This window comes from Dermacoccus sp. GAS27A (assembly GCF_044909235.1).
GTDB classification, from domain to species: Bacteria; Actinomycetota; Actinomycetes; order Actinomycetales; family Dermatophilaceae; genus Dermacoccus; species Dermacoccus nishinomiyaensis.
In genome coordinates, this window is record NZ_JBIYDW010000005.1 from 135,489 (window position 1) to 150,856 (window position 15,368).

Sequence of the window (15,368 nt, forward strand, 5' to 3'; positions counted from 1 at the left end):
TTCATGACCACGATCCGTGACGCCTACGTCATCGGCGGCAACCGCATCCCGTTCGCCCGCTCGGGCGGCGCCTACCTCAAGGCCTCCAACCAGGACATGCTGACGGCGGCCCTCGACGGCCTCGTCTCGCGCTTCTCCCTCTCGGGTGAGCGCCTCGGTGAGGTCGTCGCCGGTGCCGTCATCAAGCACTCGCGCGACTTCAACCTCACGCGCGAATCCGTCCTCGGCAGCCACCTCGCGCCGACGACGCCGGCCTACGACATCCAGCAGGCCTGCGCGACGGGTCTCGAGGCTGCGATCCTCGTGACGAACAAGATCAAGCTCGGCCAGATCGACTCGGCGATCGCCGGTGGCACGGACACGACGTCCGACGCGCCGCTCGCACTGAACGAGGGTCTGCGCAAGACGCTCATGAAGGCGAACTACGCGAAGACGACGCCGGATCGCCTCAAGGCGTTCGCCTCGATCCGTCCGAACCAGCTCGCGCCCGAGCAGCCCCGCAACTCGGAGCCGCGCACCGGCCTCGCGATGGGCGACCACATGGCCATCACGGCCAAGGAGTGGGGCATCACGCGTGAGGCCCAGGACGAGCTCGCCGCGGCGTCGCACCAGAAGATGGCCGCCGCCTACGAACGTGGCTTCTTCGACGACCTCATCACGCCGTTCCTCGGCCTCGCCAAGGACAACAACCTGCGTCCCGACAGCACGGCCGAGAAGCTCGCGAAGCTCAAGCCGGTCTTCGGCAAGGGCGAGGGCCTGACGATGACCGCCGGCAACTCGACGCCGCTGACGGATGGCGCCTCGGCCGTGCTGTTCGGCAGCGAGGCGTGGGCGAAGGAGCGCAATCTGCCGCTGCTCGCCCGTTTCGTCGACGGCGAGGCCGCCGCGGTCGACTACGTCGACGGCAAGGAGGGCCTGCTCATGGCCCCCGCGTACGCGGTGCCGCGCCTGCTCGCGCGCAACGGTCTGAGCCTGCAGGACTTCGACTTCTACGAGATCCACGAGGCGTTCGCCTCGACGGTGCTCGCCACGCTCAAGGCCTGGGAGAGCCCCGAGTTCTGCAAGGACAAGCTCGGTCTCGACGCGCCGCTCGGCTCGATCGACCGCAGCAAGCTCAACGTCAACGGAAGCTCGCTCGCCGCGGGCCACCCGTTCGCGGCCACCGGTGGCCGCATCATCGCGCAGCTCGCCAAGCAGCTGCACGAGAAGGGCTCCGGCCGCGGCCTCATCTCCGTGTGCGCCGCTGGTGGCCAGGGCGTCGTCGCGATTCTGGAGGCAGTGTGATGGCTGACGGTTACTCGAACTTCGTCAACAACGGTTTCGGCAAGAAGCTCGCCAAGCAGATCGGGCTGCCGCAGCCGCCCGTCCTGCGCCGTTACGAGGTCGGTCAGGACCTGCTCGACGGCCCCGCCGCCGTCGGCACGGTCGGTTCCGGCGTCGTCGGTTCGACGGCCGCGGCGATCCTGCGCGGCTCCGGCGCCGACGTGGTCGACGCCACCGCAGAGGCGACGTACTCCGACAAGCTCGGCGCGTTCGTCATCGACGTCACCGCGGCGACGAAGCTGACCGACCTCGAGACGTTCCGCGAGATCGCCATCCCGGCGGTCAAGGCGCTCGGCAGGTCGGCGCGCGTCATCGTCATGGCGACGACGCCGTCCGCGCTCGACGACGTCGAAGCCGCCGCGACGGCGCAGGCGTTCGAGGGCATCACGCGCTCGATCGGCAAGGAACTGCGCGCCGGCGGCTCGGCGAACCTGTTCTGGATCGACCCCGACGCCCAGGGCGACGCGGCCGTGCTCGAGGCGCCGCTGCGCTTCTTCGGCTCGAGCCGCTCGGCGTATGTGTCGGGTCAGCCGATCCGCATCCGCAAGCACGCCGTCACCGAGGTCGCCGACTGGCACCAGCCGTTCGCAGGCCAGGTCGCCGTCATCACGGGTGCGGCGCGCGGCATCGGCGCGCAGATCGCGCGCGTGTTCGCCCGCGCCGGTGCGCACGTCATCGCCGTCGACATCCCGGCCGCCGGGGACGCGCTGAGCAAGGTCGCCAACGAGATCGGCGGCACCTCGCTCGGGCTCGACATCACCTCACCCGACGCGGGCGCGAAGATCGCCGAAGCCGTCGCCCGTCACGCCGACAAGCTCGACGTCATCGTCCACAACGCGGGCATCACGCGCGACAAGCTGTTCGTCAACACCGACGAGGCGCGCTGGAACTCGGTCGTCGACGTCAACCTCGGCGCGCAGTTCCGCATCAACGAGGTGCTGCTCGACCCGGCGACGAAGGGTGGTCTCAAGGACGGCGGACGCATCGTGTCGGTCGCCTCGACCTCCGGTATCGGCGGCAACCGCGGTCAGGCGAACTACGCGGCGTCGAAGGCCGGCGTCATCGGCATGGTGCGTGAGCTCTCGGAGAAGCTGGCCAAGCGCGACATCACCGTCAACGCCGTCGCGCCCGGCTTCATCGAGACCGACATGACGTCCAAGATTCCGATGGCGACGCGCGAGGTGGGCCGCCGCCTCAACTCGATGATGCAGGGCGGCAACCCGATCGACGTCGGCGAGGCCATCGCGTTCTTCGCCGAGCCGGGCTCGGCGGGCGTCACCGGCCAGGTGCTGCGCGTGTGCGGGCAGAGCCAGATCGGAGCCTGACGTGACGCGCACGATCGAGCTGAAGGGCGAGCCGAAGCTCGGCCCCATGTTCGCGAAAGCCGTCGTCACCGGGTCGAAGCGCAAGGGGCGGACGCTGCCCGACCTCGAGGTCGTGCGACGCGACGTGACGCCGAGCGTCGCGGACGTCGCCGACTACGACGCGGTCTGCGGGTTCGCGCTGAGCAACCGGGTGCCGAGCACGTACCTGCACGTGCTCGTCTTCCCGCTGCAGGTCGCGCTCATGTCGGATCCGGGCTTCCCGTTCGCCCTCATGGGTTCGGTGCACCTCGAGAACACGATCCGTCAGCACCGTCCGGTGCTGTTGGGCGAGACGCTGGAGCTGCGCGCGCGGGTCGAGAACCTACGCCCGCACTTCCGTGGTGCGCAGGCCGACCTCGTCGGTGAGGCGTACGTCGACGGCGAACTCGTGTGGGAGGACCGCTCGTCGTACCTCTTTCGCGGCGCGAAGGTCGACGGAGAGGTGCCGCCGAAGGTCGACGAGCCGGACGCCATCGACGGTTTCGGTGCAACGTGGCGCCTCGCCGGCGACCTCGGACGCCGATACGCGAAGGTGTCGGGCGACGTCAACCCGATCCACATGAACCCGCTCGCCGCGAAGGCGCTCGGCTTCCCGACGACGATCGTGCACGGCATGTGGAGCAAGGCCCGCATGCTCGGCGCGCTCGAGAACCGGTTGCCCGACGCCTACGAGGTGAACGTTGCGTTCAAGAAGCCGGTGCTCCTCCCGTCGACGGCGCGTTTCATCGCGCAGTCCGCGGGCAGGCCGGGGTCGTTCGACCTCGCGCTGCGCAACGCCAAGAAGGGCACGGAGCACGCTCGGGGCACGATCCGTCCGCTGTGAGGCACACCCCCTGAGACGCGGGATCCCGACGGTATGACGTGCCGTCGGGATCCCGCGTCTCGTGCGTGGCACGTCTCGGCGCCGGGACGGTGGCGACGATCCGACCCCGACTTCGTGGGGCGATCCGCGGCGGCACCGCGGCGGCACCGCGTCCGGCGCCGTGGTCTCGTCGATTTCGTGTTCGTTCGGGCGCCGTGTAAGGTGTTCCTCGCGCCTGAAACGCGCTGAGCAGCTGAAACAGCCTCGGCGGCAGTGGCGTGAGGCCCCTATAGCTCAGTCGGCAGAGCGTCTCCATGGTAAGGAGAAGGTCAACGGTTCGATTCCGTTTGGGGGCTCGCGTGAGCGCCGGAGACGGCGATCATGGCATGGCGGGGTAGCTCAGCTGGTTAGAGCGCACGACTCATAATCGTGAGGTCGCGGGATCGAGTCCCGCTCCCGCTACCAAGTTTTTCCGGACAGTCTGTCTCGCGACAGTTTTCGACTTTTTTGAGAGTAGGTGTAGGACATGGCCTCGAAGAGCGCTGACGTTCGCCCGAAGATCACGATGGCTTGCACCGAGTGCAAGGAGCGCAACTACGTCACCAAGAAGAACCGTCGGAACAACCCCGACCGTCTCGAGCTGGCGAAGTACTGCAAGCGCTGCACGAAGCACACGGCTCACCGCGAGACCCGCTGATCTCGTCTGAACCACACGTCACGGCCGTCACCCCTCGAGGGTGACGGCCGTTTCGCAACCCCGCCCCATCTGCGATTCCCGCCCCATCGGCGAATCCTGTCCACCTTCGCGATTTTCGTCCCCATCTGCGATTTTCGGTCACATGCGTCTGACGTCCGTCGTGCTGCCGTCTTCGAACCTATGCGCGCCTCGACCTCGCGCCTCTCCGACTTCCGAGTAACGCCGAGGCACCTCTAGCGTCGAGACATGCCAGTGAACCCGGCGGTCGAGGGCCGCACCTACCGCATGCCGCAGGCGCACGTCGTCACGCGCGATGAGATCGTGACGTTCGCCCGCGCCGTCCGCACGAGCGACGACCGTTGCCTCGACGTCGACGCCGCCCGCGCCGCGGGCCACACGGACATCGTCGCGCCGACGACGTTCGCCGTCACGCTCGCCCAGCAGGCGGAGGCGCTCTTCATGCGCGATGAGGAGGCTGGCGTCGACTTCTCGCGCCTCGTCCATGGTGAGGAGACGTTCACGCATCACGCGCCGATCGTCGCGGGAGAGGCGCTCATCGCCGAGACGACCGTCGCGCGCGTTCGCTCGGCCGGCGGACACGACATGGTCACGCTCGCCACCGCCGTCACGACCGCTGATGGGTCGCATCGAGCTGACACGACGAGCGTCGTCGTCATCAGGGCAGAGGAGGCACACGCATGAGCGAGCACGAACACCGCAGCGTCGACCTCACGTCCGCGAGCGCGGGCGACACGTTGCTCGAGACGAGCGAAACGCTTCGACGCGCCGATCTCGTCGCCTACGCCGACGCCAGCGGCGATCAGAACCCGATCCACCAGGACGAGGCGTTCGCCAAGAGCGTCGGCCTGCCCGACGTCATCGCCCACGGCATGCTGACGATGGGGCTGGTCGCCTCACGCATCGAGGAGCTGGCGCAGGGGCACTTGATCGTCTCCTTCGGCACCCGCTTCGCCGCGCCCGTCGTCGTGCCTGCCGGCGGCGATGCACGCGTCGACATCGTCGTCTCGCTGTTCTCGCGCGACGACGACGCGGGCAGGGTGACGCTGGACGCGGCGGTGTCGGTGGCAGGCACTAAGGTCTTGAGTCGAACGAGAGCAGTCATCCAACTCTGATCGAGGTCTTCATGCAGGAGCAGTTCGACGTCCCGCTCGCGAGCCTGACGACGATGCATGTCGGTGGCCCTGCTCGACGTCTCGTGGTCGCGGAGACGATCGACGAGATCGTCGACGTCGTGCGCGAGGTCGATGACGCCGAGGAGCCGCTGCTCGTGCTCTCGGGCGGTTCGAACCTGCTCATCGCGGACGAGGGTTTTCCCGGCACGGTCGTCAAGATCGCGAACGACACCCTCGAGGTCGAGCACGACTCCGACTGCGGGGGCGTGACGGTTCGTGTCAGTGCCGGCATGGTGTGGGACGAGTTCGTCGCGTACGCGTGCAGCCACGACTGGTCCGGCATCGAGGCGTTGTCGGGTATCCCGGGGCTCGTCGGCGCGACGCCCGTGCAGAACGTCGGCGCGTACGGCCAGGAGGTCGCGCAGACCGTCGCGAGCGTACGGACGTACGACCGCGTCACCCAGCAGATCAAGACGTTCGCCAACGCCGACTGCGACTTCACCTACCGTCACAGCATCTTCAAGAACACCCCCTTCCGTGACGGCGACGCGAGCGGTCGCTACGTCGTGCTCGACGTGTCGTTCCAGCTGCGCAAGGCCGATCGCAGCCAGCCCATCGCGTACGCGGATCTCGCCGCGGGGCTCGGCGTCGAGCAGGGCGATCGCGTTCCGCTCGCCGACGCCCGCGAGGCCGTCCTCGCCCAGCGTTCCAAGCGCGGGATGGTCGTCGTCGAGGCCGATCATGACACCTGGTCGTGCGGTTCGTTCTTCACCAACCCGATCGTCTCCGAACGCGTCATGGCGCGCATCCGCGAGCGAGCGGCCGAGCGCCTCGGCGCCGACGGACCCACACCGCCCGAGTTCCCCGCCGGCGCGGCGCACCCGGGGTTGCTCAAGACGTCGGCGGCCTGGCTCATCGACAAGGCCGGCTTCGGCAAGGGGTACAACATGCCCGGCCCGGCGGCGTTGTCGACCAAGCACACGCTCGCTCTGACGAACCGTGGCGATGCCAGCGCATCGGACGTCGTGGCCCTCGCCACCGAGATCGTCGACGGCGTCGAGGCCGCGTTCGGCGTGCGTCTCGTGCCCGAGCCCGTGTGGGTCGGGCTCGAACCGATCGCCTGACCCGCTCCGCCCACCTCCGGCGTCCGCGCACTCGATGCTCGAGCGCGACGCAGCAATCTGGGAGGCCGGCTGAGCGCTCAAGCAGGCGGTGCGGCGAGCCAGGCGTCGATGTCGGCGTCCGCGGCCGCGACGACGTCCGCCGGCGCGTTCGAGATCGTGAAACTGTCGCGCGCGAGCTGGGCGAGTTCGGCGTCGCTGAATCCGTGGACGTCGCGCGCGGTGCGGTACTGATCCGTGAGGCGTGAGCCGAACAGCAGCGGGTCGTCGGCGCCGAGCGCCATCCGCGCGCCTGCGTCGAACAAGGGACGCAGGGGCACCTCCGGGGCGCTCTCGTACACGCCGAGTGCCACATTGCTGCCGGGGCACACCTCGAGCCCGACGCCGGCATCGACGACGCGCGCCAACACCTCAGGCGATTCCGCGGAACGCACCCCGTGCCCGAGCCGCGTGGGGTGCAGCGCGTCGAGCGTCTCGCTCACGGCGTCGGCGCCGAGCAGTTCGCCCCCGTGGGGCAGTGAGGCGAGGCCCGCGTTGCGCGCGATGCGGAACGCCGGCGCGAACGCGGAGGTGTCGCCGCGGCGTTCGTCGTTGCTCAATCCGAAGCCGACGACACCGCCGGCGTTCTTCGCCGCGAGCCGGGCCAACGTCCGCGCGTCGAGGGGATGCCGTAGCCGTGACGCCGCGACTACGACGCCCACCCCGATGCCGTGACGCTCACCGGCCCGCGCAGCTTCGTCGAGCACGATCTCCAAGGCGGGTGTGATGCCGCCGACGAACGGTGCGTAGGACGTGGGGTCGACCTGGATCTCCAACCATCGTGAGCCCTCACGCGCATCGCTCGCGGCGGCCTCGTCGACGATGCGGCGCATGTCATCCTCGCTACGCACGCAGGCGCGGGCGGCGTCGTAGAGGCGTTGGAAGCGGAACCAACCCCGCTCGTCGCGGGCCGATGCGAGCTGAGGAGGCCAGCTGCGCCTCAGGCTGTCCGGCAGCCGGACGCCGTGCGTCACGCTCATGTCGAGCAGGGTGTCGAACGCCATCGAGCCGGTGAAGTGCAGGTGCAGGTGCGCCTTCGGCAGGGCGTCGAGGTCTCGCCGGGAGCGGCTGGGGGAGGTGTCGCGACTCGTCACCCGCTCATCCTGTCACCGCCCTCGCGCGACGGCTGCCGCGCATCACGCACGGGGGAGGGTCAGATTTCCGTTCGAGCGTCGTCGTCCCGTACAGTTGGGGGTCGACACGGCACTCAACCGCCGCGTCGCGCGGGTTCGCTCGCGAAGGGCACTAGCTCAATTGGCAGAGCACCGGTCTCCAAAACCGGGGGTTGGGGGTTCAAGTCCCTCGTGCCCTGCACAGCGTATTGATCCGAGAGGGCGGGGCCGTGGCAGATTCCGATGTCGTGACGGGGGCTTCCGTCGCGGGTGAATCTGAGCGCCGCGGTTTCTTCGGCCGCATCCTGTTGTTCATCCGGCAGGTCATCGGCGAGATGCGCAAGGTCGTCTATCCGACGCGTGACGAGTTGACGACGTACACGATCGCGGTCCTGGTCTTCCTCGCCGTCATCATGGCGTACGTCAACGGTCTAGACTGGCTGTTCACGCGTGCGGTCTCCTGGGTCTTCGGTTCGAACTGAGTCCCGGGCCCATCTCGAAGATTCGCCGCCTGAGCGCCCCCGCGGGGGCCGCGCGGGCGGCGTTCGTGTGAGAGCACGCGACGTACTCCCCACATGTGAAGGAAGCAGGTCGATGACCGAGCAGAACCCCGAGCAGCTTTCGCCGGCTGCGGCGGAAGAGGCCGAATTCGCGGCGGGCGCTGTGCGCACGCCTGACGCTGACCTGGCGCCCGAGCAGGGCGAGGTCGGCGAACTGCCGAGCGCCGCCGAGGCCCACGCCGACGACGCCGAGCGCGAGGTGGAGCAGGAGGCCGTCGTCGACGCCGAGGTCGCCCCGGCCGAGCAGGCTGACGCGGTCGACCCTCGCGAGGCGTTCATCGCGGAGCTCAAGTCGCAGTTCGGTGACTGGTACGTCATCCACTCCTACGCGGGCTACGAGAAGCGTGTGAAGACGAACCTTGAGCAGCGCATCACGAGCCTCAACATGGAGGATTACATCTTCCAGATCGAGGTTCCGATGGAGGACTACACCGAGATCAAGAACGGGCAGAAGAAGTCGGGTACGCGCGTGCGCATCCCGGGTTACGTGCTCGTGCGCATGGATCTGACGGACGAGTCGTGGGGCGCAGTGCGTCACACCCCGGGTGTCACGGGCTTCGTCGGCAACGCGCACCAGCCGTACCCGTTGTCGATCGACGAGGTCGTCACGATGCTGAACCCGACGTTCGAGGAGCCGGAGGCTTCGGCTGAGGGTGCGGCCGCGTCGAGTGGCTCCGCGTCGTCGGCGTCCGCGGATGTCGACTTCACCGTCGGCGAGTCCGTCACCGTCATGGAAGGCCCGTTCGAGACGTTGCCCGCGACGATCTCCGAGATCAACGCGGACACGCAGAAGATCAAGGTGCTCGTGTCGATCTTCGGTCGCGAGACGCCGGTCGAACTGGGCTTCAACCAGGTCGCGAAGATCTGATCCTTCGACCTGCCGCGCGTTTCGTCGCGGCGGTCGTCATCAACCTCTCATCGCCTGTCCGGGTGGTGAGGATGCAACCGGGTCATCGCCCACGGCGTCGGCCCATGACAGGAAAGAGGTGGCTTCATGCCTCCGAAGAAGAAGGTTTCCGGTTTCATCAAGCTGCAGATCCAGGCCGGTGCGGCGACGCCGGCTCCGCCGGTCGGTCCGGCGCTGGGTCAGCACGGTGTGAACATCATGGAGTTCGTCAAGGCGTACAACGCTGCGACGGAGTCCCAGCGCGGCAACGTCATCCCGGTCGAGATCACGGTCTACGAGGACCGTTCGTTCACGTTCATCACGAAGACGCCGCCGGCTGCTGAGCTCATCAAGAAGGCTGCGGGCGTCCAGAAGGGTTCCGGCGAGCCGCACAAGACGAAGGTCGCGCACCTGTCGGCGGATCAGGTTCGTGAGATCGCGCAGCAGAAGATGCAGGACCTCAACGCGAACGATCTCGACATGGCGTCGCGGATCATTGCGGGTACGGCGCGTTCGATGGGGATTACCACCGACTGAAAGTGCACCGCCGGTACGGGCAGTGATGTTCGTACTGCCGTGACGTTCCGGCGGGGTGCGTTCAGTCGAGGAAAAGTGTCTGAGAGTGCATCCTCGGTACGGGCAGTGATGTTCGTACTGCCGTGACGTTCCGGCCGGGGTGCGTTCAGTCGAGAAGAAGTGTCTGAGAGTGCACCTTCGGTACGGTCGGTGATGTTCATGCCGCCGTGACGTTTCGGCGGGGTCGATCAGTCGAGAAGAAATTGTCTGACGGTTCTGCCGGTTCGACGCAAGCCCCTGGCCCTCACCTGGGTCAGGGGCTTCGTGCGTCCGTCGCCGATTTCACCCCACCCCCGCACGTCACGTACAATCATCCGGTTGCCCGTGTGGCATCGCGGCGTCAGGATCGACCTGGTGTCGGGGGCGCGGAGCCCGAAAGTGGTTGGGCCGGCGCTGGCTCGTAGAACCACGATCTCCCTGTTGAAGGAGTTTGAGATGAAGCGCAGCAAGACGTACCGCGCGGCGGAAGAGAAGATCGAAGAAGGCAAGCTGTACTCGCCGCTCGAGGCTGTTCGCCTCGCGAAGGAGACGGCCGGCACGAAGTTCGATTCGACGGTCGAGGTTGCGATGCGCCTCGGTGTCGACCCGCGCAAGGCGGACCAGATGGTTCGTGGCACGGTGAACCTGCCGAACGGCACGGGTAAGACGGCTCGCGTCCTCGTGTTCGCCAACGGTGACAAGGCTGCGGCGGCCGAGGCTGCCGGCGCCGACTTCGTTGGTTCGGATGACCTGATCGCCAAGGTTCAGGGTGGCTGGACGGACTTCGACGCCGTCGTCGCGACGCCCGACCTCATGGGCAAGGTCGGTCGCCTGGGTAAGGTGCTCGGTCCGCGTGGTCTCATGCCGAACCCGAAGACGGGAACGGTGACGATGGACGTCGCGAAGGCCGTCGGAGACATCAAGGGCGGAAAGATCGAGTTCCGGGTCGACAAGCACGCGAACCTCCACTTCATCATCGGCAAGTCCTCGTTCGACGAGAAGGCTCTCGTCGAGAACTATGCGGCTGCGCTCGATGAGATCCTGCGGCTGAAGCCGTCGGCGTCGAAGGGTCGTTACATCACGAAGGCCACGATGGCCACGACGATGGGCCCTGGCATCCTGATCGACCAGTCGCGCACGCGCAACCTCATGGAGGACGGCGCCGAGCAGGCCTGATCGGCTTCTCGCTCGATCGCTCTACGTGAGCGGTCGACGCTTCTCGACGGGGGAGGCCCGCATCCCGATTCGTTCGGGGTGCGGGCCTCGCCTGTTGTGCCGTCCAGATCACGTGGCCGGCCGCATGACGTCAGAACGGGGTGACGGTCATGCGGACGATCTGCGGGTCGTGGTCGGAGTCCTGGTCGGGGAACTCGCTGTTGGTGTGGACGATGTCGTAGTTGAACGGCGGCTTCCCGAGGCCGAGCCAGGGCTGGGCGAGCTTGGGGCTGAGCAGGATGTGGTCGAGGATCTGGCTGTTGCCCTCGTACACGTACGAGTACCGCTCGTTGGCGGGCAGGGTGCGCGGCAGGTCCGTCATCGCTGTCTTGCCGTTTCCGGCGAGGATGTCGGTGGTCCGGCTGAACTCGAAGTCGTTGAGGTCACCGAGCGTCACGATGCGAGCGTTGGGGTCGGCGGCGAGCAGCTTGTCGATGAATCCGCGCACGACGGTGGCCTGCGCGTGGCGCTGCGTCTCGGACGAGCGCACGGGCTGCTGCCAGCGGCCGAAGAGCGGGTCGTCGCCGCCCTTGCTGTTGAAGTGGTTGGCGATGACGTACACCTTCGTCCCGCGGAACTTGAACTCGCCGACGAGCGGCTTGCGCGAGTCGGTGAAGGCGGTGTTCGTCGGGTCGATGCGGCCGGGCGAGACGGTGAGGTCGGTGAACAGGCCACGCCCGGTGACGCCGGTGGCCGTCGTCGCGCCGGGGGTTCCCTTGTCGACGAACGACGTGCCGCGGTCGGTGCGGTAGAGGAACACCTGGCGGATGTTGCCTCCGGGCTGGCCTCCGTCCTTGCCGTTCTCGGGGTCGACCCAGCGCGCCTGGTACGTCGGGCCGCCGGCGGCCTTGATGGTGTCGACGAGCTTCTTGACGGTCGTGGACGAGTCGACGGTGCCGTCGTTCTGGGCGCCGTTGTTGTCCTGGATCTCTTCGAGCGCGAGGACATCGGGGGAGTGCAGGTTGCCCGTGATCTGGCCGGCGAGGCGGTCGTACTTCGTCTGGGGGTCGCTGGGTGCGAGGTTCTCGACGTTGAATGTCGCGACGGCCATCTCGAACAGGCCCTGGGCCTTCGTCGTCTCGCGCTTCAGGCCGGCGCTGCGGTGCCCCGCGACGTCGGTGACGTGCACGTGCGGCATGGCGAAGGAGTAGTCCATGATGCCGGTGGTGCGGCCGGTGTAGACGTCACCTACGGTGCTGACGGGCAGCGGGTTGGCGGGCTTGGCCTGGTCGTCGAGGATGACGCGCATCGCGTTCGGGTGGTCGTAGCCGGAGTAGAGCACGCCACCGCGCGGCGTGGTCAGCGCGTCGACGTTCTGGCCGGGCACGACCGGGGTCTCGCGGTACTTGGGGTTGGTCGGGCCGACGGCGCGCGCATCGTCGAGGGCGACGCGCATGCCTTCGAGCGACTCGTCGAAGTCGATCGCGTTCTTCGTCGGGTCGAAGGTGGCCGCTGCCGATTCGACGTTCTTCGGGTCGCCCGACTCGACGTTCTGCTGTGGGGCGATGCGGTCCTTGCCGAGGACGGCAGGCGCCGGCAGCGCTTGCCCGGACGCGGTGACGGTGACGACGGGGCTCGTCAGCTGCGTCGTCGTCAGGTTGTCGTTGCCCGAGGCGCCGCCCGGTCGGAATTCGGAGACGGTGGCGTCGACGCTGACGGCGTCACCGACGACGGCGGTGGGCGCGGTCTTGGTGTAGACGAAGACGGCGTCGCTCGTCGCGTCGTCGTCGTCGCTCGGGGCCTGCATCCAGAACCCGGTGGCATTGATGGCGGTGACGACACCGCTGACCTTGCTGACGCGCTCGTCCCTGAGCGGCGAGAGGTGCGAGGAACCCTGGATCTGCTGGATCGTCACCGTCGACGGCTCGTGCGGCGCCTGCGGGGTGCAGGCCGTCGCGCCGGCCGCCGACGACGTCGGCGTCGGGGTGCCGACGGTGAAGTCGACAGCGTTGTCGTCGGTGTCGGTGCACTCGCTCTTGCGGAAGACGGATGTCGAGTTCGTCGTCGCGGGGGCAGGGGAACCCTCCGCGACGCTCGCCCCGCCCCAGCCGACGAGGTCGACGGTGGCGCCGTTCGGGTCGACGATGGCGACGCGGCCCGCGGTGCCCGACATCGCGATCGTGCCCGTCACGTCAGGATTCTCCAGGGCGGGCGCGGACGCGTTCGCGCCGTCGGCTTCCTTGACGAGGAAGTGGTGTCCCGGTGCGACCTGGCCGCTGAGCGGAGTCTTCTGGGCGCTCGTGCCCGACGCGGACCAGTACTGGACGCTCCAGCCGGTGAGGTCGACGGGCGCGCTCGAGGTGTTGTAGAGCTCGACGAAGTCGCTGCGCAGCGGTGCGCCGCTGTTGCCGCCTCCGCCGAACACCTCGCTGATCGTGACGGTGGTCGACGCAGCCTGCGCCGAACCTGCGGTGGACAGCGAGAACGACGTCAGCCCCGCGACGGCTGCGGCGACGGTGACGATGGCGGTGGGGCGCTGGGGAAGCAGTGGCATGAGGGGCTTTCGTTAGTTCAGCAACAGGACGAGCTGACAGTAGGCGGCGGGCCGCGGCGCGCAGGGTGCGTCATCGTGGCCAGTGGGTGAACAGTTGGTGCAGCGACTCTGCTGGGGACTTGTGCACCCACACGGGGAACGTGCGCGCAGTCGCGCATTCGTGGTGCAGCTGGCGGGTGGGTGCGAGCGGTCGGGCGGCGGGTGTGTTCTCTGGGTGCGGTGGTCAGTGGTGGAGGCGTGATTGGAGGGTGGCGATGGTGAGCCGTTGAGGCTGTCCCGTGATCGTCGTGGCGCCGGGGATGGTGCGCCAGGGGCCGTTGTTCTCCTGGTACTGGCCGCTGAGGGTGGTGTCGATGCGGGTGGTGACGGTGCCCTTGGTGGGGTAGGTGTGAGTGACATTGCCGGTGGGGTAGGGACCGCCCGCGTCGGTGGTGGGGCCGTAGGTGGCGGTGTCGCCGTAGTGGTAGGTGTAGGTGACGTCGGTGGGGCGCAGGGTGATGGTGTGTCCGAGCAGGGTGACGGTGGTCGTCTCACCGGGGGCGAGCCCGTCGGGGCCGTAGGTGGCGTGGAAGTAGGTGGGCAAGCCGGTGAGGGTGGTGTTGCCGGTGGGCTGGATGGCGACGGTGGCCTTCGTGAAGGTCTGAGTCGTCCAGGCCTGGGTGGCTGCTTGCTCGGCGGTGTAGGTGGGCGCGGCCGGAGCTGCTGGCGCTGTGGCGGTTCCTGATGCGGGGGTGGTCATCGTGGGTGCAGGTGGCGCGGGGGTGTAGTTGACGCACGACAGCTTCGGGGTCTGCCCCTCGCCCGTCGCGCACGGCGTGTCAGCGGGGCGTGCGTGGACTGACGCGCTGTCCGCGTCGTAGTACGCGGCGATGTCGCCGGTGTTGGGTCCGTTCTCTGTGTGGGGCCGGCCAGGCTGGGTGCCGGGGTAGTTCGTGGTGTCGCGCGGAGGAGGCGGGGTCCACCCGACGCCGGGGCGGCCGGGGGTCGGTTTCGTCGGCACGCCGGGATTCGTCACGTGGATGATGACGCCGTCATCAATCACGCACGCTGTGGGATCCGGGCAGCGCGGATCAGCAGAGGCTGTGGTCGCGGAACCCAAGATGGCCGTGGCGGCGAGGCACGCGGCTAATAATGCTGAGCTTGTTGTTCGCTGGTGCTGCGCGCGGTCATCAGGACTTGTCAGCACCAGCAGCTCCGATCCTCCAGCCTCCGGCGGTCCAGTCGGCCCGGGCTGCGACGCCGAGGTTGTTCGGTGCGAACTGCTTTCGGGAGCCGTCGGCGCCCACCTTGAAGTTGCCACGGTCGGATTGCCGGAACGTCACCACGACGGAGTCTTCCACCGAGTCGGCACGCACGGCCCAATGGTCAAGGCGACGCTGATTGGTTTCGATGTGGGCACCTTCCCGCAGCAAGTCCGAGAGGCCAGTGATCTGGAGCTGGCACGTGGCACAGCTCGGCTGCGAAAGGTAACGCAACGCATCCGGCTGAGGCTTGGCGGCTAGCACATCGAGGGTTTCCCAGTAGAACTTCACGAAGGCCTTGGCGCCGTCTTTGGTGTGGGCCTTGGCGGCGTCGGGGATGACGACTGCGGCGGCGCCGGCCTTGGATGTCGTCACGGGTGCGCTCGACGCGACCGAAGCACTCCGCGAGGTCGCGGGCGCAGACGAGGCGGCGCTGCGCAACGACGTAGAAGGGTCAGTCGAACTGGAACGCGGCGTGTTGCCGGCCGCGATGCGGCTCATGTCGGAGGGGGCGATGGTGCTCGTCGAGGCATCGGCCGTCGAGTCGTCGCCGCACCCACTCACCGCCGTCGTCACGGCCGCGGCCAGGGCGATCACGGCGACCCCACGTGGCGCGAGATGGCGCCCGGCAAGTCCACGACGTGCGGTCGCGCCATCGTCGGGTAGAGCAGCTGCGGGGGTGGGTGCGTCGGGCATGCTTGGTCCTTCGGTCGGCGGTGAGGCAGCGCCCGGTGCGTCACCGGCCACTTCTCGAGTCTCACCAGCGCGGCGCGTGTCGCACCCGATCGCGACGGTAAGTTTTTCGTCAGGTTTCCGCGGCCTGTGC

General features: G+C 68.1%; 15 protein-coding genes and 3 tRNA genes. 14 read left to right on the forward strand and 4 right to left on the reverse strand.

What is annotated here, in order from left to right:
• Window positions 1-3: 3 nt before the first annotated feature.
• The 9 genes from ABH936_RS07000 (at window position 4) to ABH936_RS07040 (ending at window position 6,443) form a co-directional block, all read left to right on the forward strand.
• On the forward strand, window positions 4-1,284 hold the full coding sequence (locus ABH936_RS07000; RefSeq protein ID WP_062258594.1) for an acetyl-CoA C-acetyltransferase: 1,281 nt from the start codon (window positions 4-6) through the stop codon (window positions 1,282-1,284).
• Window positions 1,284-2,648 carry a 3-oxoacyl-ACP reductase gene (locus ABH936_RS07005; protein ID WP_186316779.1) on the forward strand — a complete coding sequence of 455 codons (1,365 nt, stop codon included), beginning with the start codon at window positions 1,284-1,286 and terminating at the stop codon, window positions 2,646-2,648. The genes ABH936_RS07000 and ABH936_RS07005 overlap by 1 nt, the downstream gene beginning before the upstream one ends.
• Window position 2,649: 1 nt before the next feature.
• Window positions 2,650-3,510 (forward strand): MaoC/PaaZ C-terminal domain-containing protein, encoded by an 861-nt coding sequence (locus ABH936_RS07010; RefSeq protein WP_404602926.1) that lies wholly within the window; start codon window positions 2,650-2,652, stop codon window positions 3,508-3,510.
• Window positions 3,511-3,772: 262 nt separating this feature from the next.
• Window positions 3,773-3,845 (forward strand) — tRNA-Thr (locus tag ABH936_RS07015).
• 32 nt (window positions 3,846-3,877) lie between these two features.
• Window positions 3,878-3,954, forward strand: a tRNA-Met gene (locus ABH936_RS07020).
• A gap of 61 nt (window positions 3,955-4,015) precedes the next feature.
• Entirely contained in the window at window positions 4,016-4,186 is a 171-nt protein-coding gene (gene rpmG / locus ABH936_RS07025) for a 50S ribosomal protein L33 (protein ID WP_006946127.1), read from the forward strand.
• Between the two features lie 246 nt (window positions 4,187-4,432).
• Window positions 4,433-4,888 carry a MaoC family dehydratase N-terminal domain-containing protein gene (locus ABH936_RS07030; RefSeq protein WP_074040615.1) on the forward strand — a complete coding sequence of 152 codons (456 nt, stop codon included), beginning with the start codon at window positions 4,433-4,435 and terminating at the stop codon, window positions 4,886-4,888.
• Window positions 4,885-5,319 carry a MaoC/PaaZ C-terminal domain-containing protein gene (locus ABH936_RS07035; RefSeq protein WP_006946241.1) on the forward strand — a complete coding sequence of 145 codons (435 nt, stop codon included), beginning with the start codon at window positions 4,885-4,887 and terminating at the stop codon, window positions 5,317-5,319. The genes ABH936_RS07030 and ABH936_RS07035 overlap by 4 nt, the downstream gene beginning before the upstream one ends.
• 11 nt (window positions 5,320-5,330) lie before the next feature.
• A complete protein-coding gene (locus tag ABH936_RS07040) occupies window positions 5,331-6,443 on the forward strand; it encodes a UDP-N-acetylmuramate dehydrogenase (RefSeq protein ID WP_006946263.1) in 1,113 nt (370 codons plus the stop codon).
• Window positions 6,444-6,520: 77 nt separating this feature from the next.
• On the opposite strand, the gene ABH936_RS07045 is transcribed toward ABH936_RS07040, so the two are convergent.
• Window positions 6,521-7,573 (reverse strand): adenosine deaminase, encoded by a 1,053-nt coding sequence (locus ABH936_RS07045; RefSeq protein ID WP_006946103.1) that lies wholly within the window; start codon window positions 7,571-7,573, stop codon window positions 6,521-6,523.
• A gap of 145 nt (window positions 7,574-7,718) precedes the next feature.
• On the opposite strand from ABH936_RS07045, the gene ABH936_RS07050 reads away from it, so the two are divergent.
• From ABH936_RS07050 to rplA, 5 genes are all read left to right on the forward strand, one after another.
• A tRNA-Trp gene (locus ABH936_RS07050) sits at window positions 7,719-7,791 on the forward strand.
• A gap of 30 nt (window positions 7,792-7,821) precedes the next feature.
• Window positions 7,822-8,073: a preprotein translocase subunit SecE gene (secE, locus tag ABH936_RS07055; protein WP_006946054.1), complete on the forward strand. Its 252-nt coding sequence runs from the start codon at window positions 7,822-7,824 to the stop codon at window positions 8,071-8,073.
• Window positions 8,074-8,185: 112 nt separating this feature from the next.
• Window positions 8,186-9,019, forward strand: coding sequence for a transcription termination/antitermination protein NusG (gene nusG / locus ABH936_RS07060; protein ID WP_006946230.1), 834 nt, complete (start codon window positions 8,186-8,188; stop codon window positions 9,017-9,019).
• A gap of 126 nt (window positions 9,020-9,145) precedes the next feature.
• A complete protein-coding gene (gene rplK / locus ABH936_RS07065) occupies window positions 9,146-9,574 on the forward strand; it encodes a 50S ribosomal protein L11 (protein WP_006946271.1) in 429 nt (142 codons plus the stop codon).
• 474 nt (window positions 9,575-10,048) lie between these two features.
• Window positions 10,049-10,768: a 50S ribosomal protein L1 gene (gene rplA, locus ABH936_RS07070; protein WP_006946194.1), complete on the forward strand. Its 720-nt coding sequence runs from the start codon at window positions 10,049-10,051 to the stop codon at window positions 10,766-10,768.
• A gap of 130 nt (window positions 10,769-10,898) precedes the next feature.
• Here rplA and ABH936_RS07075 read toward each other — a convergent pair whose 3' ends face one another.
• The 3 genes from ABH936_RS07075 to ABH936_RS07085 form a co-directional block, all read right to left on the reverse strand.
• Window positions 10,899-13,301: a lamin tail domain-containing protein gene (locus tag ABH936_RS07075; RefSeq protein WP_074045780.1), complete on the reverse strand. Its 2,403-nt coding sequence runs from the start codon at window positions 13,299-13,301 to the stop codon at window positions 10,899-10,901.
• 223 nt (window positions 13,302-13,524) lie between these two features.
• Window positions 13,525-14,301: a hypothetical protein gene (locus tag ABH936_RS07080; protein ID WP_170957223.1), complete on the reverse strand. Its 777-nt coding sequence runs from the start codon at window positions 14,299-14,301 to the stop codon at window positions 13,525-13,527.
• 169 nt (window positions 14,302-14,470) lie between these two features.
• Complete coding sequence (locus ABH936_RS07085; protein ID WP_404602927.1) at window positions 14,471-15,238, reverse strand: DUF6318 family protein; 768 nt, start codon at window positions 15,236-15,238, stop codon at window positions 14,471-14,473.
• Window positions 15,239-15,368: the final 130 nt, after the last annotated feature.

Coding starts and splice junctions, on each gene's coding strand:
- ABH936_RS07000 (WP_062258594.1), top strand. CDS start 4: ATGACCACGATCCGTGACGCCTACGTCATCGGCGGCAACCGCATCCCG.
- ABH936_RS07005 (WP_186316779.1), top strand. CDS start 1,284: ATGGCTGACGGTTACTCGAACTTCGTCAACAACGGTTTCGGCAAGAAG.
- rpmG (WP_006946127.1), top strand. CDS start 4,016: ATGGCCTCGAAGAGCGCTGACGTTCGCCCGAAGATCACGATGGCTTGC.
- ABH936_RS07030 (WP_074040615.1), top strand. CDS start 4,433: ATGCCAGTGAACCCGGCGGTCGAGGGCCGCACCTACCGCATGCCGCAG.
- ABH936_RS07035 (WP_006946241.1), top strand. CDS start 4,885: ATGAGCGAGCACGAACACCGCAGCGTCGACCTCACGTCCGCGAGCGCG.
- ABH936_RS07040 (WP_006946263.1), top strand. CDS start 5,331: ATGCAGGAGCAGTTCGACGTCCCGCTCGCGAGCCTGACGACGATGCAT.
- nusG (WP_006946230.1), top strand. CDS start 8,186: ATGACCGAGCAGAACCCCGAGCAGCTTTCGCCGGCTGCGGCGGAAGAG.
- rplK (WP_006946271.1), top strand. CDS start 9,146: ATGCCTCCGAAGAAGAAGGTTTCCGGTTTCATCAAGCTGCAGATCCAG.
- rplA (WP_006946194.1), top strand. CDS start 10,049: ATGAAGCGCAGCAAGACGTACCGCGCGGCGGAAGAGAAGATCGAAGAA.
- ABH936_RS07075 (WP_074045780.1), bottom strand. CDS start 13,301: ATGCCACTGCTTCCCCAGCGCCCCACCGCCATCGTCACCGTCGCCGCA.
- ABH936_RS07085 (WP_404602927.1), bottom strand. CDS start 15,238: ATGCCCGACGCACCCACCCCCGCAGCTGCTCTACCCGACGATGGCGCG.